Source organism: Pseudomonas fluorescens (assembly GCF_040448305.1).
Classification (GTDB): Bacteria; Pseudomonadota; Gammaproteobacteria; order Pseudomonadales; family Pseudomonadaceae; genus Aquipseudomonas; species Aquipseudomonas fluorescens_BH.
On the sequence record NZ_CP148752.1, the window covers coordinates 2,936,476 to 2,960,101 of the forward strand.

Consider the following 23,626-nt stretch of genomic DNA (forward strand, 5'->3'; position numbering starts at 1 on the left):
AGCGACGCCCCTTCAGATCACCCTGAGTCTGAGGAACCGCGCCATGCTCACCCTGAACATCAATGGCCAGGATCAGGAGCTGGATGTCCCCGCCGACATGCCGCTGCTCTGGGTCTTGCGCGATGTTGCCCACCTCACCGGCACCAAGTTCGGCTGTGGCATCGCCCAATGCGGGGCCTGCACCGTGCACGTCGATGGCGCGCCGCTGCGCTCCTGCATCACGCCGGCCACGGCCGTGGCCCACGGGCAAAAGATTCTTACCATCGAGGGCCTGTCTGCGGATGGTTCGCACCCGGTGCAACAGGCTTGGGCGGAACTTGACGTGGTCCAGTGTGGTTACTGCCAGTCCGGGCAGATCATGTCGGCGGCGGCGTTGCTGGCGAAGATTCCGCAACCGACCGACAGCGACATCGATCAGGCGCTGTCCGGCAACATCTGCCGTTGCGGCACTTACCCGCGGATCCGCGCGGCGGTCAAACGCGCCGCCGAGCTGGGTTGAGGTGAGCATGAACAGCATCAACGCGTTATCGCGTCGTGGTTTTCTCAAGGGCAGTGCCGTGCTGGGCGGTGGGCTGGTGGTGGCGTTTGCCATGCCCGGCGCCCACCGTTTCGCCATGGGCGCGGAGAACCAGGGCAACGTGTTTGCACCCAACGCCTTCCTGCGCATTGGCAACGACAACAGCGTCACCGTGTTGCTCGGTCACTCGGAAATGGGCCAGGGCATCTGGACCGGGCTGACCATGCTGATTGCCGAAGAACTGGACGCCGACTGGTCGAAGATCCGCGTCGAGCATTCCCCGGCCTCGGCCGCCGATTACGGCCTGTCTGGTTTTGGCGGGATGCAAATCACCGGCGGCTCGACCTCGACCTGGATGGAGTTCGACCGCTATCGCCAGGCCGGCGCGGCGGCGCGCTTGATGTTGATCGACGCGGCGGCCAAGCGTTTCAACGTCGCACCGTCCGAGATTCATACAGAGTCGGGGGTGGTCATTGCCGGTGAACACCGTGCCAGCTATGGCGAATTGGCCGATGACGCCGGGCAGTTGCCACGACCGGACCCGGCCTCGATCAAACTCAAGGACGCGAAGGACTGGCGGCTGATCGGCAAACCCACCAGGCGCCTGGACACACCGGAGAAAATCACCGGCCGGGCGAAGTTCGGCATGGACGTGCAGTTTGACGGGCTGATGACCGCGATGGTCGCCCGTTCACCCACCTTCGGCGGCAGCGTCAAATCCTTTGAAGGCGCCGAAGCGCTGGCGATTCCGGGGGTGCACAAAGTGGTGCAAGTGCCGACGGGAATCGCGGTGATTGCCGATCATTTTTGGGCGGCGAAGCTGGGGCGCGATGCGCTGAAAATCGAGTGGAATCCAGGGCCGAACGCCGGGCTCGACAGCCAAGCGTTGCTGGAGAGTTTCCGCAAACTCGCCACCACCCCCGGCATCAACGCCGGTCAGGCGGGGGATACCCTGGCTGCGCTGGCGAAAGCGACCAGGAGGATCGACGTTGAATACAGCGTGCCTTACCTGGCCCACGCGCCGATGGAGCCGCTGAACTGCACGGTGAGCATCACCCAGGATAAATGCGAAATCTGGACCGGCACCCAGTTCCAGACCCTGGACCAGATGGTCGCCGGGAAAATCACCGGGCTCAAACCGGAACAGGTGGTGATCCATACCGAATTTCTCGGCGGCGGCTTCGGGCGCCGGGCCAATCCGACTTCGGACTTCGTCAGCGAAGCGGTGTATGTCGCCAAGGCCGCCGGTGCACCGGTGAAAACCGTGTGGGCGCGGGAAGACGACATCCGCGGCGGCTATTACCGCTCGGCGTTCCTGCACCATGCGCGTATCGGGCTGGGCGCCGACGGCCTGCCGCTGGCCTGGAAACATGTGATGGTCGGGCAGTCGATCATGGCCGGAACCTCGCTCGAAGCGAGCATGGTCAAGGACGGGATCGACAAGACCTCCGTCGAAGGCGTGGCCGACAGCCCTTACCTCGAAGGACTGGCCAATCACCAGATCGAACTGCACTCACCGAAAACCGGCATCAGCGTGTTGTGGCTGCGTTCGGTGGGGCACACCCACACCGCGTTTGTCATGGAGTCGCTGATCGATGAACTGGCCACGGCGGCCGGCAAGGATCCGGTGGAATATCGGCGCACCTTGCTCAGGGATCATCCGCGCCACCTCGGTGTGCTGAACCTCGCGGTGGAGAAGGCCAACTGGAAGGCGCCGCTGCCGGATGGCCATGCCTTGGGTGTGGCGGTGCATGAGTCGTTCGGCAGTTACGTGGCCCAGGTGGCCGAGGTGTCCCAGGACAACCTCGCCATCCGTGTGCACCGGGTGGTGTGTGCGGTGGACTGCGGCATTGCGGTCAACCCGCAGAGCATCGCCGCGCAGATGGAGTCGTGCATCACCTTTGGCCTGAGCTTCGCCTTGCACAGCAAGCTGACGCTCAAGGACGGGCAGGTGGTGCAGTCCAACTATCACGACTATCAGGTGCTGCGGCTCAACGAAATGCCGGTGGTCGAAGTGCATATCGTGCCCAGCAGCGACAAACCCGGCGGTATCGGCGAAGCCGGTGTGCCACCCATGGCGCCGGCGGTGGCCAACGCGGTGTTTGCCTTGACCGGGCAGCGCCTGCGGGAACTGCCCTTGCAGCTATCGGGGGTGTGAGATGAAACGACATCACTGGTTGCTTGGGGCGTTGATCCTGATCTTTCTCGTCGCCTACGCATCCCACGTGTTCGCCGATGACCGCGAGGCCTTGCAGGCGTTCGACACGGTGCAGAAGGTCTTCCAGAGCCCCCGTTGCCAGAACTGCCACATTCCCGGTGATTCACCGCTGCAATTCGATGCCGGCGTGCCCCACGCCATGAATGTCGTGCGGGGTATGGACGGCAAGGGCTCGGCCGGGTTGCCCTGTGCAACGTGCCATGGCCAAAGCAATCCGCCGGCCAGTTACGGCCCGCACGCGCCACCCGGGGCGCCACACTGGAGCCTGCCGCCGGCAGCACACCGGATGGCCTGGATCGGCCTGCCAGCCGACCGGCTGTGCGCGATGATCAAGAATCGCTCCAGCAATGGCGATCGGGATTTCACGGCGCTGATCAAACACGTCAGCGACGACAAGCTGGTGCTGTGGGGCTGGAACCCCGGCGGCAATCGCGCGCCGGTGCCGGTGCCGCACGATATCTTCGTCACCCAGTTCAAACGCTGGGCCGATGCAGGAGGGCCGTGCCCGATGGCGGGTAGCTGACCAGCGGCACGCTTACAGGGAGTCAATGCGGGTACGGGCGACTCTAACGTACATACCCGCCAAGGAGTGAACGATGTTGATCTCAGGCAAAACGGGCAAAACGGGCCGATCCGCAAACCCGTTGCTTACGCCACAGCAAGAACGTGAACGGCTGCGCAACCTGGCTCGCCAGGCCGAGCAAGAACTGGCAGGCGTGCAGATGGCGAGCATGGATGAGCTGACGCTGCTGTCCAATCGCCACGGCTTCACCGAACTGGCCCGGCTCGGGCTGGAGGCTTGCCGGGAGCTGGAGACGTCGGCAACGCTGCTGTACTTCAGCCTCGATGAATTCAAACACATCTGCTATCTGTATGGCCGGGCCAAAGGTGACGATGCGCTCAAGACGTTCGCCGATGTCCTGCGGATCGGCTTTCGTGAAAACGATGTGGTCGGCCGGCTCGAAGGCGACCGGTTCGTGGCGCTGCTGACCGGTTCCACTGCCGTGGAGATTGCGGCGATCAAGGCACGGCTCAATGAGATACTCGACGAGCGCAACGCCACGGCGCATCGCAGTTATGACATTCGGTTCAGTGTTACCCAGGTCGAATATGACCCCATTGTTCATGACTCAATCGAGGAACTGCTGGGTGAGGCCGAGCGGGTGATGAGCCGTTAGAACAACGGTGCCTGTTCGGGCCTCATCGCGAGCAGGCTCGCTCCCACAGGTTTTGTGAACGCCACAAATCCAATGTGGGAGCGAGCCTGCTCCGGGCGGCGATCCGACGAAAGCGTCCTGACAGACAACACCTATTTGGCAAACAACTGCCCAATGTCCTTGAACGCCTTGAACTCCAGCGCATTCCCGCAAGGGTCAAACAGAAACATCGTCGCCTGTTCACCCACCAGCCCCTGAAAACGAATTCCCGGCTCGATCACGAAGCGCGTCCCCAGCGATTTCAACCGCTCGGCCAGCGCCTCCCACTCGGCCATTCCGAGCACCACGCCAAAATGCGGCACTGGCACATCGTGACCATCCACGGCATTGGTGTGCGCGGCTTCCTGCGAAGGGTTTTTCGGTGCCAGGTGAATCACCAGTTGATGGCCGAAGAAATTGAAATCCACCCAATGCTCGCTGGAACGACCTTCTTCCAGGCCAAACACTGAACCATAGAAATGTCGGGCGGCCGGCAAGTCGTAGACCGGGATGGCCAAGTGAAAAGGGGACAGTTGCATCAGGCGAACCTCGGTGTGGGTGGGGATGTGTCGAGTTTAGTCCTGTGATTTTTGATTGAAAGACGATAATTTTTGCATCGAGCTCAAATTATTTCGATCAATCGAGGTCGCCATGCTGCGAGAACTGAAAACCTTTATCGCCGTGGCGCGTTACGGCACCTTCGCCGCGGCCGGCATGCACATCGGCCTGACGCAATCGGCAGTCAGCGCGCAGATTCGCAATCTGGAACAGGCCCTTGGCATCCGTCTGTTCGACCGCACCGGGCGCCAGGCGCTGCTCAATGCGGCGGGGCAACGAGCGTTGCCGATGGCCAGGGAAATGCTCGAGACCTTCAGCCGCATGGCCGTCAGTGACGATGTCAGTGAGTACCGTGGCGAATTGAAAATCGGCGCGGTGGCGACGGTGCAGACCGGCCTGCTGCCCCAGGCATTGTTGAAATTGCGCCAACAGGCACCCTTGCTGGAACCCAAGCTGGTGCCCGGGGTGTCACTGAACCTGCTGAGCCAGGTGGACACCGGAGAAGTGGACCTGGCGATCCTGATCAAGCCGCCTTTTGACTTGCCCAAGGAGTTGTTCGCGCAGGTGATTCGCCGGGAGCCCTTCGTGCTGATCGTGCCGGCGGATCTGGACGGTGATGATCCGTTACAACTGCTCGCTGAGCACCCTCATGTGCGCTACGACCGCAATTCGTTTGGCGGGCGGCTGGTGACGCGGTTTCTGCGGGAACGGCAGATCGAGGTGCAGGTGGCGCTTGAGCTGGATGAACTGGAGGCGATTGTGAAAATGGTCGAGTGTGGCTTGGGGGTTTCCCTGTTGCCGGAAGCCGGGTTATGGCTTGAGCATGGGGCGAAAGTCAGGGTGATCCGCTTAGGCGAGCTGACCTTCTATCGAGAGATTATCTTGTTGCAGCGTTACAGCCAGCGTAATCAGCCGATTCAGCGGTTGTTTGCCAACTGCCTGATTCAACACTGACCCTGTGGGAGCGAGCCTGCTCGCGATGAGGCAATCTCATTCAACATATCTTCTGGCTGATACACCGCTATCGCGAGCAGGCTCGCTCCCACAGGGGCGAGTGCATCGGGCAGGAAAATCGCAGGCATAAAAAACCCGCCAAAAGAGGCGGGTTTTTTAGGCTGACCGAAGATTACTCTTCGAGGCTGCCCATGGCCGTGGTGTTGAAACCGCCGTCCACGTACATGATTTCACCGCTGATGCCGGACGCCAGGTCCGAGCACAGGAAGGCGCCGGCGTTGCCGACTTCTTCGATGGTGACGTTGCGGCGCAGCGGGGTTTGCGCTTCGTTGGCGGCCAGCATCTTGCGGAAGTTCTTGATGCCGGAAGCGGCGAGGGTGCGGATCGGGCCAGCCGATACGCAGTTGACGCGAGTACCGTCCGGGCCCAGGGAGCCGGCCAGGTAACGTACGCCGGCTTCCAGGGAAGCCTTGGCCATGCCCATCACGTTGTAGTTCGGCATGGTGCGCTCGGCGCCCAGGTACGACAGGGTCAGCAGGCTGCCGTTGCGGCCTTTCATCATTTCGCGGCCGGCCTTGGCCAGGGCCACGAAGCTGTAGGCGCTGATGTCGTGAGCGATGCGGAAACCTTCACGGGTGGTGGCTTCGGTGAAGTCGCCGTCCAGTTGGTCGCCCGGGGCGAAGCCGACGGAGTGCACGATGCAGTCCAGGCCGTCCCACTTCTTGCTCAGCGCTTCGAAGACCTTGGCGATTTCTTCATCGCTGGCCACGTCGCACGGGAAGCACAGCTCAGGGCTCGAGCCCCAGCCTTGTGCGAACTCTTCGACACGACCCTTGAGTTTGTCGTTCTGATAAGTGAAGGCAAGCTCAGCGCCCTCGCGATGCATGGCGGCAGCGATGCCGGATGCGATGGACAGTTTGCTGGCGACACCGACGATCAGTACGCGCTTACCGGCGAGAAAACCCATGTGTTGCTCCTCTTTCAGGTTATTGCGCAGTGGCCGGAGCCAGAAAAGCGGCTTCCAGCAACTGCTGTGTATACGGATGTTGGGGGGCGGCAAAAATGCTTTGCGCGTCTCCCTGTTCGACCACTTGGCCATGCTTGACCACCATCAGCTGGTGGCTCAGCGCTTTCACCACAGCCAGGTCATGGCTGATAAACAGATACGTCAGGTTGTACTTGCTTTGCAGCGAACGCAAAAGCTCCACTACCTGGCGTTGTACCGTGCGGTCGAGGGCCGAAGTCGGCTCGTCCAGCAAAATCAACGCCGGTTTTAACACCAATGCCCGGGCAATGGCGATTCTCTGCCTTTGCCCACCGGAAAATTCGTGGGGGTAGCGGTGCCGGGTTTCCGGATCCAGACCTACCTCCTTGAGTGCCGCAATGATCGCTTGTTCCTGTTCCGCCGCGGTGCCCATCTTGTGGATCCGCAGGCCCTCGCCAACGATCTGGCTCACGCACATCCGCGGGCTCAGGCTGCCGAACGGGTCCTGAAACACCACTTGCATCTCCCGCCGCAGCGGCCGTACCTGTTGCTGCGTCAGGCAGTCTAGCTGCTGGCCTTCAAAACGGATCGCACCTTTGCTGGCGATCAACCGCAAAATCGCCAGGCCCAGGGTCGATTTGCCAGAACCGCTTTCACCCACGATCCCCAGGGTCTGGCCCTGGGGCAGGCTGAAATTGATGCCGTCGACCGCCTTGACGTAATCCACCGTGCGCTTGAGCAGGCCTTTCTTGATCGGAAACCAGACTTTCAGGTCTTCGACCGCCAGCAAGGGCGGGCCGATCACGTTGCTTGCAGGCTTGCCGCCGGGCTCCGCTGCCAGCAGTTCCCGAGTGTACGGATGCTGCGGCGCGCGGAACAATTCTTCGCACGATGCCTGTTCGACGATGCAACCTTGCTGCATGACACATACGCGATGCGCAATTCTTCGCACAAGGTTCAAATCATGGCTGATCAGCAGCAGCGCCATGCCCAATCGGGCCTGCAATTCCTTGAGCAACTCGAGGATTTTCAGCTGGACGGTCACGTCCAGCGCGGTGGTCGGCTCGTCGGCGATCAGCAGTTCCGGCTCGTTGGCCAGGGCCATGGCGATCATCACCCGCTGGCGCTGGCCGCCGGACAATTCGTGGGGCAGGGCTTTGAGGCGTCTGTGCGGCTCGGGGATGCCGACCATCTCCAGCAGCTCCAGGGTGCGCTTGGTCGCGACCTTGCCGGTCAGGCCCTTGTGGATCCCCAGCACCTCGTTGATCTGCTTTTCGATCGAGTGCAGGGGATTGAGCGAGGTCATCGGCTCCTGGAAGATCATCGCAATGCGGTTGCCGCGAATGTGGCGAATGGTTTTTTCTTTCAGGTCCAGCAGGTTCTGCCCGGAATATTCGATGGTGCCGGACGGATGCCGGGCGAGCGGGTAGGGCAGCAGGCGCAGGATCGAGTGTGCGGTGACCGATTTACCGGAACCGCTCTCGCCGACCAAAGCCAGGGTTTCACCGCGCTTGATGTCGAAGCTGACACCTTCGACCGCCCGCTGGCAGCGATTGCCGACGACAAAATCGACGGCCAGGTCGCGCACTTCGATCAGATTGTGCTGATTCATTTCACTTCCTCGGGTCGAAGGCATCGCGAGCGGACTCGCCGATGAACACCAGCAGACTCAGCATCAAGGCCAGCACCGCAAAGGCGCTGATGCCCAGCCACGGCGCCTGCAGGTTGGATTTGCCCTGGGCCACCAATTCACCCAGGGAGGGACTGCCCGCCGGCAGGCCGAAACCGAGGAAGTCCAGGGCGGTCAGCGTACCGATGGCGCCGGTGAGGATGAATGGCATGAAGGTCATCGTCGAGACCATCGCGTTGGGCAGGATATGGCGGAACATGATCGCACCGTTCTGCATGCCCAAGGCGCGGGCTGCGCGCACGTATTCCAGATTGCGTCCGCGCAGGAACTCGGCGCGCACCACGTCCACCAGGCTCATCCACGAGAACAGCAGCATGATCCCCAGCAGCCACCAGAAGTTGGGCTGCACGAAACTGGCAAGGATGATCAGCAGGTACAGCACCGGCAGTCCGGACCAGATCTCCAGGAACCGCTGCCCGGCCAGGTCCACCCAGCCCCCGTAGAAACCCTGCAAGGCGCCGGCGATCACGCCGATGATCGAGCTCAGTACGGTCAGGGTCAGGGCGAACAGTACCGAAATGCGGAAGCCGTAGATCACCCGGGCCAGCACGTCGCGGCCCTGATCGTCGGTGCCCAGCAGGTTATCCGTCGATGGCGGGGCCGGGGCCGGGACTTTCAGGTCGTAGTTGATGCTCTGGTAGCTGTAGGGAATCGGCGCCCACAGCACCCAGGCGTCCTTGGCCTTGAGCAGTTCGCGGATGTATGGACTCTTGTAGTTGGCTTCCAGCGGAAATTCGCCGCCGAAGGTGGTTTCCGGGTAGCGCTTGAGCGCCGGGAAGTACCAGTTGTTGTCGTAATGCACCGCCAGCGGCTTGTCGTTGGCGATCAGCTCGGCGCCCAGGCTGGCGCCGAACAGGATCAGGAACAGCCACAGCGACCACCAGCCACGCTTGTTGGCCTTGAACAGTTCGAAGCGGCGGCGATTGAGAGGGGACAGGTTCATCTCAATGCTCCCGGCTTTCGAAGTCGATGCGCGGATCGACAAAGGTGTAGGTCAGGTCGCCGATCAGTTTCACCACCAGTCCGAGCAGGGTGAAGATGAACAGCGTGCCGAACACCACCGGGTAATCGCGGTTGATCGCCGCTTCGAAACTCATCAGGCCAAGGCCGTCGAGGGAGAAGATCACCTCCACCAGCAACGAGCCGGTGAAGAAAATGCCGATGAGGGCCGAGGGGAAACCGGCGATCACCAGCAGCATGGCGTTGCGGAACACATGGCCGTACAGCACGCGGTGGTTGGTCAGGCCTTTGGCCCTGGCGGTGATCACGTACTGCTTGTTGATCTCGTCGAGGAAGCTGTTTTTGGTCAGCAGGGTCATGGTCGCGAAGTTGCCGATCACCAGCGCGGTCACCGGCAGCGCCAGGTGCCAGAAGTAGTCGAGGATCTTGCCGCCCATGCTCAGTTCATCGAAGTTGTTCGAGGTCAGCCCGCGCAAGGGGAACCAGTCCAGGTAACTGCCACCGGCGAACACCACGATCAACAGAATGGCGAACAGGAACGCCGGGATCGCGTAGCCGACGATGATCGCCGAACTGGTCCAGACGTCGAAGTGGCTGCCGTGCCGCTTGGCCTTGGCGATCCCCAGCGGGATCGACACCAGGTACATGATCAGCGTGCTCCACAGCCCGAGGGAGATCGACACCGGCATCTTTTCCTTGATCAGGTCGATGACCTTGGCGTCGCGGAAGAAGCTGTCGCCGAAATCCAGGGACGCATAGTTCTTGACCATGATCCACAGGCGTTCCGGCGCCGATTTGTCGAAGCCGTACATGTGCTCGATTTCCTTGATCAGCGCCGGGTCCAGGCCCTGGGCGCCGCGATAGGCGGAACCTGCCACCGAGACTTCGGCGCCGCCGCCGGCGATACGGCTGGTAGCGCCTTCGAAGCCTTCGAGCTTGGCGATCATCTGCTCCACCGGCCCGCCCGGGGCGGCCTGGATGATCACGAAGTTGATCAGCAAGATGCCGAACAGGGTCGGAATGATCAGCAACAGTCGCCGAAAAATGTACGCCAGCATCTGATTACTCCGTGCCCGCAGGATCGGCCTGCAGTGTGGTTTCGACTTCTATCGCCGGCTTGATGTCGGGCTTGACCCACCAGGTGGCCGTGCCGATGTCGTACTTGGGCGAGACCTTGGGATGGCCGATGTGGTTCCAGTACGCCACGCGCCAGGTCTTGATGTGCCAGTTGGGTATTACGTAATAGCCCCATTGCAGAACGCGGTCCAGCGCGCGGGCGTGGGCCACCAGGCTGTTGCGCGAATCGGCGTTGATCAGTTGCTCGACCAGTTGATCGACCACCGGATCCTTCAGGCCCATGGAGTTGCGGCTGCCGGGCTTGTCGGCGGCGTCCGACATCCAGAATTCCCGCTGTTCGTTACCCGGCGAGTTGGACTGTGGGAAGCTGCCGACGATCATGTCGAAGTCCCGGGAGCGTACGCGGTTGATGTACTGCGAGACGTCGACCCGGCGAATCACCAGGTCGATGCCCAGGTCGCTCAGGTTGCGCTTGAACGGCAGCAGCACCCGTTCGAATTCGGTCTGGGCCAACAGGAACTCGATGACCACCGGTTTGCCGGTGGCGTCGACCATTTTGTCATCGACGATGCGCCAGCCGGCCTCCTGCAACAATTGATAGGCTTGCCGTTGCTGGGCGCGGATCATGCCGCTGCCATCGGTGGTCGGGTTCTTGAAGGCTTCGTTGAACACCTGCGGTGGCAGCTTGGCGCGGAACGGTTCGAGGATCGCCACCTGACCGGCGTCGGGCAGGCCGGTGGCGGCCATTTCCGAGTTCTCGAAGTAACTGCGGGTACGCGCGTAGGCGCCGTTGAACAGTTGCTTGTTGGTCCATTCGAAATCCAGCAACAGCGACAAGGCCTGACGCACGCGCACATCCTGGAACACCGGGCGGCGCAGGTTGTAGACGAATCCCTGCATGCCGGTCGGATTGCCGTTGGGAATCTGTTCCTTGACCAGTCGACCTTCGGTGACCGCCGGAGTGTTGTAGGCGTTGGCCCAGTTTTTCGCGGTCATTTCCAGCCAGTAGTCGAACTGCCCGGCCTTGAGCGCTTCCAGGGCGACGGTGTTGTCGCGGTAGTAATCGGTGGTCATCACGTCGAAGTTGTAGAAACCCCGATTGACCGGCAGGTCCTTGCCCCAGTAATCCTTGACCCGCTCGTAACGCACCGAGCGTCCGGCCTTCACTTCGCTGACCTTGTACGGACCGCTGCCCAGCGGGATCTCCAGGTTGCCCTTGTTGAAGTCGCGGTCGGCCCACCAATGCTTGGGCAGCACCGGCAACTGGCCGAGGATCAGCGGTAGCTCGCGGTTGTTGGTGTGCTTGAACTTGAACAGCACGGTCAGCGGGTCTTCGGCGATCACTTCAGCCACGTCGCTGTAGTAGCCGCGGTACATCGGCGCGCCGTCCTTGGTCAGCATCTGGAAGCTGAACACCACGTCCTCGGCGCGTACCGGATGGCCATCATGGAAGCGTGCCTCCGGGCGCAGGTAGAAGCGCACCCAGGCGTTGTCCGGGGCTTTCTCGATCAGGCGGGCGATCAAGCCGTACTCGGTGAACGGCTCGTCCAGACCTTGCTTGGCCAGGGTGTCGTAGATGTTGCCGATATCGTCCGCCGGCACGCCTTTGCTGATGAACGGGTTGAGGCTGTCGAAGCCGCCGAAACCGGCCTGACGGAAAATCCCGCCCTTGGGTGCGTCGGGATTCACGTAGTCGAAGTGTTTGAAATCGGCCGGGTATTTCGGCGGCTCGTTATACAGGGTCACAGCATGTTGCGGGGCGGCGCAGGCCAGCCCGGCGAACAGCAGACCGCTGGCCTGCAGGAGCAGGGCACGGATGGGTTTCATTGATCTTTCTCCGAAGATTTCAGCCACCACGCGTTCAGGCCCAGAGTGTAGGGCGGCGTGGTGACGAAGGCGAGCCGGTTGCGGTACGCCAGACGGTGATAATTGAGGTACCAGTTGGGAACGATGTAGTGCTGCCACAGCAGCACGCGGTCGAGGGCCTTGCCGGCGGCGACTTGTTCATCGCGGGTCTGGGCGGCCAGCAACTGCTCGAGCAAGTGGTCGACCACCGGGTTGGTTATGCCGGCGAAGTTCTTGCTGCCCTTGACCCCGGCCTGGCTGGAGTGAAAGTACTGCCATTGTTCCAGGCCGGGGCTGAGGGTCTGGTTGAGGGTCATGAGAATCATGTCGAAATCGAACTGGTCGAGGCGCTGCTTGTATTGCGCGCGATCGACCGTGCGCAGCCGCGCATCGATGCCGATGCTGGCCAGGGTCTCGACGTAAGGCTGGAGGATGCGCTCCAGATTCGGATTGACCAGCAGCAGTTCAAGGCGCAACGGCTGTCCGGCGGCGTTTTGCAGGCGCTGGCCATTGAGCTTCCAGCCGGCTTCGGCGAGCAGGCCGAGGGCTTTGCGCAGAGTCTCACGGGGGATGCCGTGGCCGTCGGTCTGCGGCAGGTTGAACGGCTCGGTAAAGACCTTGGCCGGCAGTTGCTCGCGATAGGGCTTGAGCAACAACCATTCATGCCCGATCGGTAAACCGCTGGCCGAAAACTCGCTGTTGGGGTAGTAGCTCATGGCGCGTTGGTAGGCGCCGCCGAACAGCGTGCGGTTGGTCCATTCAAAGTTGAACATCAGCCCCAGCGCTTCACGGACCCTGGCGTCCGAGAAAGCCGGACGGCGGCTGTTCATGAACAGGCCCTGGGTCTGGGTCGGGATTTGATGGGGAATCTGTGCCTTGATCACGTCACCGCGGCGTATGGCGGGGAAGTTGTAGCCACTGTCCCAGTTCTTCGCCTGATGCTCGATATAGATATCGAATTCATCGGCCTTGAACGCCTCGAAAGCTACGTCGCTGTCGCGGTAGAACTCGACCTCCATGCGGTCGAAGTTGTACTTGCCGCGATTGACCGGCAGGTCCTTGCCCCAGTAGTCCTTGACCCGTTCGAAGACGATCTGTCGTCCTGGTGTGAACGCGGCGATGCGATACGGCCCGCTGCCCAGCGGTGGCTCGAAGGTGGTGGCCTTGAAGTCGCGGCCTTTCCAGTAGTGCTGCGCCAGCACCGGCATTTCGCCCAGGCGCAGGATCAGCAACGGATTGCCGGCACGCTTGAACACGAAGCGAATCCGCTGCGGGTTGAGGATGTCGACCCGCGACACCTCCTGAAGGCTGGTGCGATACAGCGGATGGCCTTCCTTGAGCAACACGCGATAGGAGAACGCGACGTCGTAGGCGGTGATCGGCGTGCCGTCATGGAAGCGTGCTTCGGGACGCAGGTTGAACACCACCCAGCTGCGGTTCTCGTTGTACTCCACCGACTGGGCGATCAGGCCATAACTGGACGCGGGTTCGTCACCCGAAGGTGCGTACTGTCCCGTGCCGACCATGAGCGGCTCGTTGAGTTCGTTGATGCCGTATTGCAGGAAACTCGGCGTGGTGACCGGGCTGGTGCCCTTGAAGGTGTAGGGGTTGAGCGTATCGAAGGTGCCAAACGCCATGACCCGCAACGTACCGCCCTTGGGCGCTTGCGGGTTGACCCAGTCGAAGTGGGTAAATCGGGCCGGATACTTGAGCGTGCCGAACTGCGCATAACCATGGCTTTCGCTGATCGTCGCGCTTGCGGTGGAGTTCAAGGCCAGGCTGATCAGGAGCAGGGGCAGGGGACGCTTCAAATAGGGGATCCGATCCAGGCGGCTTGGGCTTTGTGGACCGTACAGTAACAGCTTGTATGGGCAGGAAAAAGACGGGGGGTTAATGCGCAATCTCGGCCGGGTCACAAACCCTGTGGGAGCGAGCTTGCTCGCGATGAGGGCCTATCAGTTTGCATTGATGGCGACTGACACTCCGTCATCGCGAGCAAGCTCGCTCCCACAGGTTTTTTTGCTGCCCACAAAACTGCGCAGGCATAAAAAAGCCCCTGAATTCAGGGGCTGTTTTTTAATGCGGATTGGCCACCGTCAACATCTGACCAGGCTTCAGCGCCTGACCAACACGCGGGTTCCAGCGCTTGAGGTGCTGCATTTCAACGTTGAAGCGCTTGGCCACGATATACAGCGAGTCGCCTTGCTGGACCTTGTACGTGGTCTGCTGCTTCTTGGTGTTCGCCGCAATCACGGTGTTGACGCGTCCGGAACTGCGTTTGCTGGTGTCCTGCATGACCAGTGTCTGGCCGGCTTTGAGGTTCTTGCCGGTCAGTTTGTTCCAGCGTTGCAGGTCCTTTACGTCAACGTTGTTGGCCTTGGCGATGGAGCCGAGGTTGTCACCCCGCTTGACCCGGTAGGAACGCTTGACGCTGGCGACCTGGGTGTCGTCGGCACCTTCGAAGACTGGCTTGAGCGATTTCTTGCTGATCAGTTCTTCAGGCCGCATGGTCTGCAGGCTGCTGGTCAGCAGTTGTGCCTTGGAAGTCGGCACCAGCAGATGTTGCGGGCCATCAAGGGTGGTGGTGCGCTGCTTGAAGGCCGGGTTGAGCTGGAACAGTTCGTCTTCGTCGATGTTGGCGACTTCAGCAACCTTGGACAGGTCCATGCGCTGGTTTATTTCGACGACCTGGAAGTAGGGTTCGTTGGCGATCGGGTTGAGGTTCACGCCGTAGGCTTCCGGCGCCATCACCACTTGCGACAGTGCCAGCAACTTCGGCACGTAGGCCTGGGTTTCGGAGGGTAGCGGCAGGTTCCAGTAGTCGGTTGGCAGGCCGAGGCGTTCGTTGCGTTCGATGGCCCGGCTGACGGTGCCTTCGCCAGCGTTGTAGGCCGCCAGGGCCAGCATCCAGTCGCCGTTGAACATGTCGTGCAGGCGGGTCAGGTAATCCAGCGCGGCGGTGGTCGACGCGGTGATATCGCGGCGGCCATCATAGAAACGGGTTTGACGCAGGTTGAAGTAACGCCCGGTGGACGGGATGAACTGCCAAAGACCCACCGCGTTGGCCCGGGAATAGGCCATCGGGTTGTAGGCACTTTCAATCACTGGCAGCAGCGCCAGTTCCAGCGGCATGTTGCGTTCTTCAAGGCGCTCGACGATGTAGTGAATGTAGAGGCTGCCACGCTCGCCGGCGTTTTCGAGGAAAGATGGATTGCTGGCGAACCACAGGCGCTGTTGCTCGATGCGCGGGTTGACGCCCAGCCCGTCCTGCAACTGGAAGCCCTGGCGCATGCGCTCCCAGACGTCCTGGGGAATTTGCGGGCTGGGTTTTTCGCTGAGCCAGATCGGCTTCTGCTTGGCGCGCGCGGCGATATTCTGCGCGTGCGCCGCATCGGTCTGCGGCGCATGGCTGGAACAGCCCGCCAGGGTGGCGGACACAGCCACCGCAATGGCTTGAGCCAAGCGGGTCAATGCGTCTGAACTGATGGCTTTGCGAATAGGTGACGACATTGGCTGGAAGTAAGTTCCGGGCAAAAATGTCGGGCGATTCTAGAAAGCGCACCCTGCGCGGTCAACCTTTCAGAATTGTTGCAATCTTGATACGCCCCTTTAGAACCTGTCTTTCCACGCTCGAAGCGCAGCAAAAACCATATCGGGCGCCGAGTTATCGGTGCCGGTCCGTTCGTCCGCTTTTTCTTTAACGGATGTTTCACCGGAGCGCAAAAACGGGTTTGTGAGCTTTTCCAGCGCCAGTGTCGAGGGCAGCGTCATGATCCCGGATTCCCGTTGGCGGGCGACTTTGGCCAGGCGCTCGGCGGTGTCCGGATTGTTCGGTTCGACGGCCGCGGCAAACTTCAGGTTGCCGAGGGTGTACTCGTGGGTGCAGTACACCAGCGTGTCATCCGGCAACCCGGCGAGGCGTGTCAGCGAGCTGTACATTTGCTGTGGCGTGCCTTCGAACAAACGTCCGCAGCCAGCGGCAAACAGTGTGTCGCCGCAGAACAGCAAGCCGTGATGGTAATAGGCTATATGCCCCAGGGTGTGACCAGGGACCGCGAGGACGTCGAAGTCGCAGCCGAGCACACTGACTTTGTCGTTGTCCTTGAGCGCAACGTCCCGCGCCGGGATCGTTTCGCTGGCCGGACCATAGACTTTCGCGTCCGTCGCTTTTTTCAGCTGTTCGACGCCGCCGACGTGGTCATGATGGTGATGAGTGATCAGAATATCACTCAGTACCCAGCCCGGATTGGCCGCGAGCCAGGCTTGTACGGGGCCGGCATCACCCGGGTCGACGACCGCGCAGCGCTTGCTGCCGTGGTCTTGTAACAACCAGATGTAGTTGTCGGTGAAGGCGGGCAGGGCAGTGATCTGTATCATCGTCGGATTCGCCAAGCGGAAAACATTGGCGCATCTTAGAACTTCCTGGCGCGTTGGAGAATGCAATGACTGATAAAGCGTTCGCACAAGCCGATCCTGACTGGCTGGCGTTGATCAGCGCCGCCCGCGAGTGGCTGGCCGGTCCCCTCGGGCAATTTCTGCTGGACGAAGAGCGGCGCATGCTCGAAGACGAGCTCGGGCGGTTCTTTGGTGGCTATCTGGTGCATTACGGTCCCTCGGCCCAGACCCCGCCGTCGGCTCCCCAGGTGCAGCGCAATGTGCGCCTTGGCGCGCCGTTGCCGGGGGTCGAGATCGTTTGTGAGGAGCAGGCCTGGCCGCTGAGTGAACATGCCGCCGATGTGGTGGTGCTGCAGCATGGCCTGGATTTCTGCCTGTCGCCTCACGGTCTGCTCCGCGAGGCGGCAAGCAGCGTACGCCCCGGCGGGCATCTGCTGATCATCGGCATCAACCCCTGGAGCAGTTGGGGTTTGCGGCATGTGTTTGCCCAGGATGCGCTGCGCAAGGCGCGCTGCATTTCGCCGTCACGGGTCGCGGACTGGCTGAACCTGCTGGGCTTCGCGCTGGAGAAACGCCGCTTCGGGTGCTATCGTCCGCCGCTTGCGTCGCCGGCGTGGCAGACCCGCCTGGCCGGTTGGGAGCGCAAGGCCGGTGACTGGCAATTGTCGGGCGGCGGCTTCTATTTATTGGTGGCGCGCAAGATCGTGGTGGGCCTGCGACCGGTCCGTCAGGAGCGGCGCGAGCCAATGGGCAAGCTGATCCCGTTGCCGATGGCCAAGGTCAACCGGCGCAACATCGAACCGTAATACACACTTTTCATTTGCGGCCGGGCCTGTCCCGGCTTCGGGCGCCGTCGGTCAGCGATCGGCGGGCCAGCGCATTTTCTGGATAGATTGGCATGAGCGATAGCGTAGAACTGTTCACCGACGGCGCCTGCAAAGGCAACCCCGGCCCTGGCGGCTGGGGCGCACTGCTGGTGTGCAAGGGCGTCGAAAAGGAGTTGTGGGGCGGCGAAGCCAATACCACCAACAACCGCATGGAGCTGATGGGCGCGATCCGTGGCCTGGAAGAGCTCAAGCGTCCTTGCGAGGTGCTGCTGGTGACCGACTCCCAGTACGTGATGAAAGGCATCAACGAGTGGATGGACAACTGGAAGAAGCGCGGCTGGAAAACCGCGGCGAAGGAACCGGTGAAAAACGCTGACCTGTGGAAGTTGCTCGACGAGCAGGTCAACCGTCACAAGGTCACCTGGAAATGGGTGCGCGGGCACATTGGCCATCACGGCAACGAACGGGCCGACCAGTTGGCCAACCGTGGCGTCGATGAAGTGCGTGGGTACAAGCAGGGCTGATTCGGTTCAACCGATACACCGTGTTGCGGCCCTTCGCGAGCAGGCTCGCTCCCACAGTTGATTTCCATATGCCGAAGATTTCTTGTGGGAGCGAGCCTGCTCGCGAAGGGCGCAACACGGTCCACCTGAAAGACCCCGGCGAGCGTGTTAACATCGCCGCTTTTGCACGATTGACCGATTGAGAGCTGAGCACTGATGGCCACCAGATCCGTTGTACTCGACACCGAAACCACCGGCATGCCGGTGACCGACGGCCACCGGATTATCGAAATCGGTTGTGTCGAGTTGATCGGCCGACGCCTGACGGGCCGGCACTTTCACGTGTACCTGCAACCCGATCGCGAAAGTGACGAGGGCGCCATTGGCGTCCACGGCATTACCAACGAATTCCTCGTGGGCAAGCCGCGTTTTGCCGAAGTGGCCGAAGAGTTCTTCGAGTTCATCAAGGGCGCGCAGCTGATCATCCATAACGCGGCGTTCGACGTTGGCTTCATCAACAACGAATTCGCCCTGATGGGCCAGCAGGACCGCGCGGACATCACGCAGCACTGCTCGATCCTCGATACCCTGATGATGGCCCGGGAACGTCACCCGGGGCAGCGCAACAGCCTCGACGCCTTGTGCAAACGCTATGGCGTCGACAACTCCGGTCGTGAACTGCACGGCGCCTTGCTCGACTCCGAGATTCTCGCCGACGTCTACCTGACCATGACCGGGGGGCAGACCAGTCTGTCCCTGGCCGGCAACGCCTCCGATGGCAATGGCTCCGGTGAAGGGGCGGACAATTCGGCCACCGAGATTCGTCGTTTGCCGGCGGACCGCCAGCCGACGCGCATCATCCGCGCCAGCGAAGACGACCTGGCCCGCCACGCGGCGCGCCTGGAAATCATCGGCAAATCCGCGGGTGCCCCGGCGTTGTGGGTGCAACTGGCCGAGGCTGAAGCGCAGGCTTGACCCTTTCAAAAAAAGGGACACCTTGTGACCCATTTCAGGGCATCCCGCTCGCCACATCCTCTGCAACACTCTACCCTGAGGTGATTGGCAGGCTCTGGTCTGCCGCCTCAGGACACTGAGCCTCATGTATAAAGACTTGAAATTCCCGGTCCTGATTGTCCATCGCGACATCAAGGCTGACAGCGTCGCCGGCGACCGTGTGCGGGGGATTGCCCGGGAGCTGGAGCAGGAAGGGTTCAGCGTCGTTTCGGCGGTGGACTACACCGAAGGCCGGCTGGTGGCATCGACTTACCATGGCCTGTCCTGCATGTTGATTGCCTCTGAAGACGCCAGCACCCACTCCCATCTGTTACAAAACATGGCCGAACTGATCGGACTGGCGCGGGTGCGTGCACCGGATCTGCCGATCTTCGCCCTGGGCGAAAAAGTGACCTTGGAAAACGCCCCCGCCGACGCCATGGCCGAGCTCAACCAGTTGCGCGGCATTCTTTACCTGTTTGAAGACACCGTGCCCTTTCTCGCCCGGCAGGTGGCCCGCGCTGCGCGCAAATACCTCGATGGCCTGCTGCCGCCGTTTTTCAAGGCGTTGGTGCAACACACGGCGGACTCCAACTACTCCTGGCACACCCCCGGTCACGGTGGTGGCGTGGCGTATCACAAAAGTCCGGTCGGGCAGGCGTTTCACCAGTTTTTCGGGGAAAACACCCTGCGCTCGGACCTTTCGGTGTCGGTGCCCGAACTCGGCTCCTTGCTCGATCACACTGGCCCCCTGGCTGAAGCCGAGGCCCGCGCGGCACGCAATTTCGGCGCCGATCACACCTTTTTCGTGATCAATGGCACCTCCACGGCCAACAAGATTGTCTGGCACTCGGTGGTTGCCCGCGATGACCTGGTGCTGGTGGATCGCAATTGCCACAAGTCGGTGCTGCACTCGATCATCATGACCGGCGCGATCCCGCTGTACTTGTGTCCGGAGCGTAATGAACTGGGGATCATCGGCCCGATTCCCCTGAGTGAGTTCAGCCGCGAATCGATCCAGGCCAAGATCGACGCCAGTCCGCTGACCAAGGGCCGTTCACCGAAGGTCAAGCTCGCGGTGGTGACCAATTCCACCTATGACGGCCTCTGTTACAACGCCGAGCTGATCAGGCAGCAACTGGGCAATAGCGTTGAGGTGTTGCACTTCGACGAGGCCTGGTACGCCTATGCGGCGTTTCATGAGTTCTTTGCCGGGCGCTACGGCATGGGCACGTCCCGTGATGCAGACAGCCCGTTGGTGTTCACTACCCATTCGACCCACAAGTTGCTGGCGGCCTTCAGTCAGGCATCGATGATTCACGTGCGCGATGGCGGTGCGCGGCAACTGGACCGGGATCGCTTCAACGAAGCCTTCATGATGCACATCTCGACCTCGCCGCAGTACGGCATCATCGCCTCGCTGGATGTGGCGTCGGCGATGATGGAAGGGCCGGCCGGGCGTTCGCTGTTGCAGGAAATGTTCGACGAAGCCCTGAGTTTTCGCCGGGCGCTGGCTAACTTGCGCCAGCACATAGCCGCGGATGACTGGTGGTTTTCGATCTGGCAACCACCGTCGGCACAAGGCATCGAGCGGGTCGTCACCGAGGACTGGTTGCTGCAGCCCGATGCCGACTGGCACGGCTTTGGCGGCGTGACCGACGATTATGTGTTGCTCGACCCGATCAAGGTCACGCTGGTGATGCCGGGGTTGACGGCCGGTGGCGCCCTCAGCGCGCGCGGGATTCCGGCGGCGGTGGTCAGCAAGTTCCTTTGGGAGCGTGGCCTGGTGGTCGAGAAGACCGGGCTGTATTCGTTCCTGGTGTTGTTCTCCATGGGCATCACCAAGGGCAAGTGGAGCACGCTGCTCACCGAACTGCTGGAGTTCAAGCGCAGCTACGACGCCAACGTCAGTCTGGCCAGTTGCCTGCCCTGCGTGGCGCAAGAGAATGTCGCGCGCTATCAGGGCATGGGCCTGCGTGATCTGTGCGATCAGTTACATGCCTGTTATCGCAGCAACGCCACCGCCAGGCACCTCAAGCGCATGTACACCGTACTGCCGGAAGTCGCGATGAAGCCGGCGGACGCCTATGATCAATTGGTGCGCGGTGAAGTCGAAGCCGTGTCGATCGATGCGCTGGACGGGCGGATCGCGGCGGTGATGCTGGTGCCGTATCCGCCCGGCATTCCGCTGATCATGCCGGGTGAGCGCTTTACCGAATCAACCCGCTCGATCATCGATTACCTGGCATTTGCCCGCACGTTCGATAGCAGTTTTCCGGGGTTCGTTGCTGATGTGCACGGATTGCAACATGAAGATCAGGGCAGTGGACGGTGCTACACCGTCGATTGCATCAAGGAATGAGGACCTTTCCCAGTATGCAGCCGGTTATAAATCCGAATTATCCAGGGTTGTCGGTACGGGTTGCCGACGAGGGTTTTGCCGCCTATATCTGGGGCAGTGATTTCAGTTTTGAAGTCGCGGCCTACGGTGCGGCCGAAATAGGCAAGCCGGTGGCACAGTGGCCGGTCACCTCGATCACGCCTTATCGCAAGTGCTACGGCATCGACCCCGAGGAATTCAGCAGCTTTCGCGATGGCGCCGACAGCGCGATTTTCATGGCGTATCTGGATGACCAGCCCGTGGGACACCTGGTGGTCAGTATCAACTGGAACGGCTTTGCCCATATCGATGAATTGGCGGTGCACGCACCGGCCCGACGGCATGGTGTGGCCAAGGCCCTGCTGGATGTGGCGCAATTCTGGAGCCGCAAGAAAAAGCTCCCGGGCATCATGCTCGAAACCCAGAACAACAACCTGGGGGCTTGCAGGCTCTATGAACGCTGTGGTTACTTGATTGGCGGGATCGATCATCTGCGCTATCGCGGCATCGATCCGAACACCGCCGAAGTGGCGCTGTTCTGGTATCGACTGTTCGAAAATCCGCTGGAAAACCCGTTCAGTTCGTCAGCATCGCCGCGGCTTGTTCCGTGACGATGGCCAACAGTGCCTGAACCGCCGCAGACGGTTCGGCGTTTTTCAGGGTCATGGCGTAAAGACTGATCGGGACCGCTGGCGCGAGCGGGCAGACGTCCAGTCCCGAGGCTTTGGCGCCGAGGGCGGTGAAGGGGTCGACGATGGCAAGGCCTTCGCCGGCCTCGACCATGCTGCGCATCATCTGATGCGTCTGGACCCGGGTCTGAATCACCGGGGCAGGGCGCAAGCCGTGCAGTTTGTTTTCCAGTGCCGGGCTCAACGGGTCGTGCCCTTCCAGGCCGATCATTGATTGACCGGCCAGATCCTGCAGCGAAATGTATTTCTGTTTCGGTTGCAGCCAGCCATGGGGGGCGAGCAACTGAAGTTTGCCCTGGGCAATCACCTGGCAATCGAGGTCGGCGTGATCGGGGTCATGCAGGCTCAGGCCCAGATCGCTGTCACGCAGCAGCAGGCTTCTGACGATGTCGCGGGTCGGCTGGCTCAGCAGTGTGCAAGGCGCGTCGGGCAGGCGTCGGCGCAGGGCAGCGATGCTGTGTGGCAACAATTGGTTGGCCAGAGGCGGGGTGCAGATGATGCGCAGCGGCGGCGCCAGGTATTGCCTGAGGCTGTTGGCCAGGCGCTGCACCGGTTCAAGCGCATCGTAGACCCGGGCAATTTCCACCTGCAATTCCCGCGCTTCGCGGGTGGCCTGCAATCGTCCGCGAACGCTGGCGAACAGCATGAAACCCAACTGATCCTCGGCGTCGCGTAGCAAGTGCTCGACTTCGGCCACCGGCAACTGCAGCCATTCGGCGGCGGTGCCCAGGTGACCGGTCTGCAAGAGCGCCTGGATCACTTCGATATGGCGTAAGCGCATGCGTGAAGTCCATGTTCAGCAAGTGGAGGAGTCAGTGGCTGAATCCTACCCCAAGTCCGCGCTTATGACTTCTGCTCATAACGACGGGTTATGAAACGCTGGCGGTTTGCGGTTCGCGGGTAATGGTCACGCCGGTTTGCACCAGCATGAACTCATTGTCGTCGACCTTGTTGACACGGTCGCCAATGGCCAGCTTGTAGGTGGTGACAGGGCCTGAACCGTCTACCGCCGGGGTGGAGTCCTGGAACTCGTGCACCGAATAAATACGGCCCTCCGCGTCTCTTGCATGGAACTGACCGACGAGTACTGCTGCCATCTGCTTAGAACCTCTGGAGATAAATCACTCAATTTGCGGCACTGTAGACCGTACTTGGGCGAGGTAAGTTTTCCTACGGGAAAAAAATAGTCAGGGACGGTGTTTTCGGTCGCCCGCTGCTTGAATCGTCATCTATAACTACAAGCTCTTCCTATCGGACAGTCGAGAAACTCTTATGAGCAACGTCTATACGATCGCCGTCGTGGTCGGCAGCTTGAGAAAGGAATCGATCAACCGCAAGGTCGCACGGGCCCTGATAGAACTGGCGCCGGCCAATCTCAAGCTCAACATCGTCGAAATTGGCGATCTGCCGCTCTATAACGAAGACATCGATGGCGCTTCACCGCCGGCAGCCTACAGCACTTTCCGACAACAGGTGAGCTCATCCGACGCGGTGTTGTTCGTGACCCCGGAATACAACCGTTCGGTGCCGGCGCCGCTGAAGAATGCGATTGACGTCGGCTCGCGTCCATACGGCAAAAGTGCCTGGAACGGTAAACCGGGGGCTGTTATCAGTGCTTCGCCGGGGGCCGTCGGCGGGTTTGGTGCCAATCACAACCTGCGTCAATCCATGGTGTTTCTGAATGTGCCGATGATGCAGCAACCGGAGGCCTATCTGGGGAACGCCGGTTCGGCGTTCGACGAGGCGGGCAGGTTGTCCGAGTCGGTCAAGCCGTTCCTGCAAAAATTCATCAATGCCTATGGGCAATGGGTCGAACAGCACAAGAAAGCTTGATGTTCA

General features: G+C 61.2%; 22 protein-coding genes. 11 read left to right on the top strand and 11 right to left on the bottom strand.

The window, feature by feature from the left end:
- Positions 1–43 precede the first annotated feature (43 nt).
- The 4 genes from WHX55_RS13350 (at position 44) to WHX55_RS13365 (ending at position 3,913) form a co-directional block, all read left to right on the top strand.
- On the top strand, positions 44–499 hold the full coding sequence (locus WHX55_RS13350; RefSeq protein ID WP_150754700.1) for a (2Fe-2S)-binding protein: 456 nt from the start codon (positions 44–46) through the stop codon (positions 497–499).
- 7 nt (positions 500–506) lie between these two features.
- On the top strand, positions 507–2,675 hold the full coding sequence (locus tag WHX55_RS13355) for a xanthine dehydrogenase family protein molybdopterin-binding subunit (RefSeq protein WP_353742855.1): 2,169 nt from the start codon (positions 507–509) through the stop codon (positions 2,673–2,675).
- 1 nt (position 2,676) lies between these two features.
- Complete coding sequence (locus WHX55_RS13360) at positions 2,677–3,258, top strand: hypothetical protein (RefSeq protein WP_353742856.1); 582 nt, start codon at positions 2,677–2,679, stop codon at positions 3,256–3,258.
- Between the two features lie 73 nt (positions 3,259–3,331).
- The gene (locus WHX55_RS13365) at positions 3,332–3,913 is read left to right on the top strand and encodes a GGDEF domain-containing protein (protein WP_150724090.1); all 582 of its coding nucleotides are present in this window, start codon (positions 3,332–3,334) and stop codon (positions 3,911–3,913) included.
- Positions 3,914–4,044: 131 nt separating this feature from the next.
- Here WHX55_RS13365 and WHX55_RS13370 read toward each other — a convergent pair whose 3' ends face one another.
- Positions 4,045–4,470, bottom strand: a complete 426-nt coding sequence (locus WHX55_RS13370; protein ID WP_150724089.1) for a VOC family protein — start codon at positions 4,468–4,470, stop codon at positions 4,045–4,047.
- A gap of 112 nt (positions 4,471–4,582) precedes the next feature.
- Between WHX55_RS13370 and WHX55_RS13375 the strand changes: the two genes are divergently transcribed.
- Positions 4,583–5,443 (top strand): LysR family transcriptional regulator, encoded by an 861-nt coding sequence (locus WHX55_RS13375; RefSeq protein ID WP_150758180.1) that lies wholly within the window; start codon positions 4,583–4,585, stop codon positions 5,441–5,443.
- Positions 5,444–5,615: 172 nt separating this feature from the next.
- Here WHX55_RS13375 and fabI read toward each other — a convergent pair whose 3' ends face one another.
- From fabI to gloB, 8 genes are all read right to left on the bottom strand, one after another.
- A complete protein-coding gene (gene fabI, locus WHX55_RS13380) occupies positions 5,616–6,410 on the bottom strand; it encodes an enoyl-ACP reductase FabI (protein WP_150754704.1) in 795 nt (264 codons plus the stop codon).
- Positions 6,411–6,429: 19 nt separating this feature from the next.
- Complete coding sequence (locus tag WHX55_RS13385; protein ID WP_150724087.1) at positions 6,430–8,040, bottom strand: ABC transporter ATP-binding protein; 1,611 nt, start codon at positions 8,038–8,040, stop codon at positions 6,430–6,432.
- Between the two features lies 1 nt (position 8,041).
- Entirely contained in the window at positions 8,042–9,061 is a 1,020-nt protein-coding gene (locus tag WHX55_RS13390) for an ABC transporter permease (protein WP_007979115.1), read from the bottom strand.
- Position 9,062: 1 nt separating this feature from the next.
- Positions 9,063–10,136, bottom strand: a complete 1,074-nt coding sequence (locus WHX55_RS13395) for a microcin C ABC transporter permease YejB (protein WP_008051869.1) — start codon at positions 10,134–10,136, stop codon at positions 9,063–9,065.
- 4 nt (positions 10,137–10,140) lie between these two features.
- Complete coding sequence (locus WHX55_RS13400) at positions 10,141–11,982, bottom strand: extracellular solute-binding protein (protein ID WP_353742857.1); 1,842 nt, start codon at positions 11,980–11,982, stop codon at positions 10,141–10,143.
- Positions 11,979–13,811, bottom strand: coding sequence for an extracellular solute-binding protein (locus WHX55_RS13405; RefSeq protein ID WP_353742858.1), 1,833 nt, complete (start codon positions 13,809–13,811; stop codon positions 11,979–11,981). The genes WHX55_RS13400 and WHX55_RS13405 overlap by 4 nt, the downstream gene beginning before the upstream one ends.
- Before the next feature lie 265 nt (positions 13,812–14,076).
- On the bottom strand, positions 14,077–15,510 hold the full coding sequence (locus WHX55_RS13410) for a transglycosylase SLT domain-containing protein (protein WP_150724083.1): 1,434 nt from the start codon (positions 15,508–15,510) through the stop codon (positions 14,077–14,079).
- Positions 15,511–15,609: 99 nt separating this feature from the next.
- Positions 15,610–16,377: a hydroxyacylglutathione hydrolase gene (gene gloB, locus WHX55_RS13415; protein ID WP_150724082.1), complete on the bottom strand. Its 768-nt coding sequence runs from the start codon at positions 16,375–16,377 to the stop codon at positions 15,610–15,612.
- Positions 16,378–16,442: 65 nt separating this feature from the next.
- Between gloB and WHX55_RS13420 the strand changes: the two genes are divergently transcribed.
- The 5 genes from WHX55_RS13420 to WHX55_RS13440 all read left to right on the top strand — a co-directional run bounded on the left by WHX55_RS13420 (position 16,443) and on the right by WHX55_RS13440 (position 21,709).
- On the top strand, positions 16,443–17,201 hold the full coding sequence (locus WHX55_RS13420; protein ID WP_007988453.1) for a methyltransferase domain-containing protein: 759 nt from the start codon (positions 16,443–16,445) through the stop codon (positions 17,199–17,201).
- Between the two features lie 92 nt (positions 17,202–17,293).
- Positions 17,294–17,746, top strand: a complete 453-nt coding sequence (gene rnhA, locus WHX55_RS13425; protein WP_007979123.1) for a ribonuclease HI — start codon at positions 17,294–17,296, stop codon at positions 17,744–17,746.
- 195 nt (positions 17,747–17,941) lie between these two features.
- Positions 17,942–18,700 (top strand): DNA polymerase III subunit epsilon, encoded by a 759-nt coding sequence (dnaQ, locus tag WHX55_RS13430; protein ID WP_046037200.1) that lies wholly within the window; start codon positions 17,942–17,944, stop codon positions 18,698–18,700.
- A 124-nt stretch (positions 18,701–18,824) separates the two neighbouring features.
- Positions 18,825–21,080 carry an arginine/lysine/ornithine decarboxylase gene (locus WHX55_RS13435; RefSeq protein WP_353742859.1) on the top strand — a complete coding sequence of 752 codons (2,256 nt, stop codon included), beginning with the start codon at positions 18,825–18,827 and terminating at the stop codon, positions 21,078–21,080.
- A 14-nt stretch (positions 21,081–21,094) separates the two neighbouring features.
- Entirely contained in the window at positions 21,095–21,709 is a 615-nt protein-coding gene (locus WHX55_RS13440) for a GNAT family N-acetyltransferase (RefSeq protein WP_150724079.1), read from the top strand.
- On the opposite strand, the gene WHX55_RS13445 is transcribed toward WHX55_RS13440, so the two are convergent.
- Together WHX55_RS13445 and WHX55_RS13450 are read right to left on the bottom strand one after the other, a co-directional pair.
- A complete protein-coding gene (locus tag WHX55_RS13445; protein WP_353742860.1) occupies positions 21,675–22,568 on the bottom strand; it encodes a LysR family transcriptional regulator in 894 nt (297 codons plus the stop codon). The genes WHX55_RS13440 and WHX55_RS13445 overlap by 35 nt on opposite strands.
- An 88-nt stretch (positions 22,569–22,656) precedes the next feature.
- Positions 22,657–22,884: a hypothetical protein gene (locus WHX55_RS13450; RefSeq protein ID WP_008051885.1), complete on the bottom strand. Its 228-nt coding sequence runs from the start codon at positions 22,882–22,884 to the stop codon at positions 22,657–22,659.
- Between the two features lie 175 nt (positions 22,885–23,059).
- Here WHX55_RS13450 and WHX55_RS13455 point away from each other — a divergent pair, with 175 nt between their 5' ends.
- Positions 23,060–23,620: an NAD(P)H-dependent oxidoreductase gene (locus tag WHX55_RS13455; protein ID WP_150758175.1), complete on the top strand. Its 561-nt coding sequence runs from the start codon at positions 23,060–23,062 to the stop codon at positions 23,618–23,620.
- Positions 23,621–23,626: the final 6 nt, after the last annotated feature.

Excerpts from the sequence above, each read along its gene's own strand:
- WHX55_RS13350 (WP_150754700.1), top strand. The coding sequence starts at position 44 with ATGCTCACCCTGAACATCAATGGCCAGGATCAGGAGCTGGATGTCCCC.
- WHX55_RS13360 (WP_353742856.1), top strand. The coding sequence starts at position 2,677 with ATGAAACGACATCACTGGTTGCTTGGGGCGTTGATCCTGATCTTTCTC.
- WHX55_RS13370 (WP_150724089.1), bottom strand. The coding sequence starts at position 4,470 with ATGCAACTGTCCCCTTTTCACTTGGCCATCCCGGTCTACGACTTGCCG.
- WHX55_RS13455 (WP_150758175.1), top strand. The coding sequence starts at position 23,060 with ATGAGCAACGTCTATACGATCGCCGTCGTGGTCGGCAGCTTGAGAAAG.
- WHX55_RS13390 (WP_007979115.1), bottom strand. The coding sequence starts at position 9,061 with ATGAACCTGTCCCCTCTCAATCGCCGCCGCTTCGAACTGTTCAAGGCC.
- WHX55_RS13440 (WP_150724079.1), top strand. The coding sequence starts at position 21,095 with ATGCAGCCGGTTATAAATCCGAATTATCCAGGGTTGTCGGTACGGGTT.
- gloB (WP_150724082.1), bottom strand. The coding sequence starts at position 16,377 with ATGATACAGATCACTGCCCTGCCCGCCTTCACCGACAACTACATCTGG.
- WHX55_RS13420 (WP_007988453.1), top strand. The coding sequence starts at position 16,443 with ATGACTGATAAAGCGTTCGCACAAGCCGATCCTGACTGGCTGGCGTTG.
- dnaQ (WP_046037200.1), top strand. The coding sequence starts at position 17,942 with ATGGCCACCAGATCCGTTGTACTCGACACCGAAACCACCGGCATGCCG.
- WHX55_RS13450 (WP_008051885.1), bottom strand. The coding sequence starts at position 22,884 with ATGGCAGCAGTACTCGTCGGTCAGTTCCATGCAAGAGACGCGGAGGGC.
- fabI (WP_150754704.1), bottom strand. The coding sequence starts at position 6,410 with ATGGGTTTTCTCGCCGGTAAGCGCGTACTGATCGTCGGTGTCGCCAGC.
- WHX55_RS13365 (WP_150724090.1), top strand. The coding sequence starts at position 3,332 with ATGTTGATCTCAGGCAAAACGGGCAAAACGGGCCGATCCGCAAACCCG.
- WHX55_RS13410 (WP_150724083.1), bottom strand. The coding sequence starts at position 15,510 with ATGTCGTCACCTATTCGCAAAGCCATCAGTTCAGACGCATTGACCCGC.
- WHX55_RS13445 (WP_353742860.1), bottom strand. The coding sequence starts at position 22,568 with ATGCGCTTACGCCATATCGAAGTGATCCAGGCGCTCTTGCAGACCGGT.
- WHX55_RS13400 (WP_353742857.1), bottom strand. The coding sequence starts at position 11,982 with ATGAAACCCATCCGTGCCCTGCTCCTGCAGGCCAGCGGTCTGCTGTTC.
- WHX55_RS13435 (WP_353742859.1), top strand. The coding sequence starts at position 18,825 with ATGTATAAAGACTTGAAATTCCCGGTCCTGATTGTCCATCGCGACATC.
- WHX55_RS13395 (WP_008051869.1), bottom strand. The coding sequence starts at position 10,136 with ATGCTGGCGTACATTTTTCGGCGACTGTTGCTGATCATTCCGACCCTG.
- WHX55_RS13385 (WP_150724087.1), bottom strand. The coding sequence starts at position 8,040 with ATGAATCAGCACAATCTGATCGAAGTGCGCGACCTGGCCGTCGATTTT.
- rnhA (WP_007979123.1), top strand. The coding sequence starts at position 17,294 with ATGAGCGATAGCGTAGAACTGTTCACCGACGGCGCCTGCAAAGGCAAC.
- WHX55_RS13375 (WP_150758180.1), top strand. The coding sequence starts at position 4,583 with ATGCTGCGAGAACTGAAAACCTTTATCGCCGTGGCGCGTTACGGCACC.
- WHX55_RS13355 (WP_353742855.1), top strand. The coding sequence starts at position 507 with ATGAACAGCATCAACGCGTTATCGCGTCGTGGTTTTCTCAAGGGCAGT.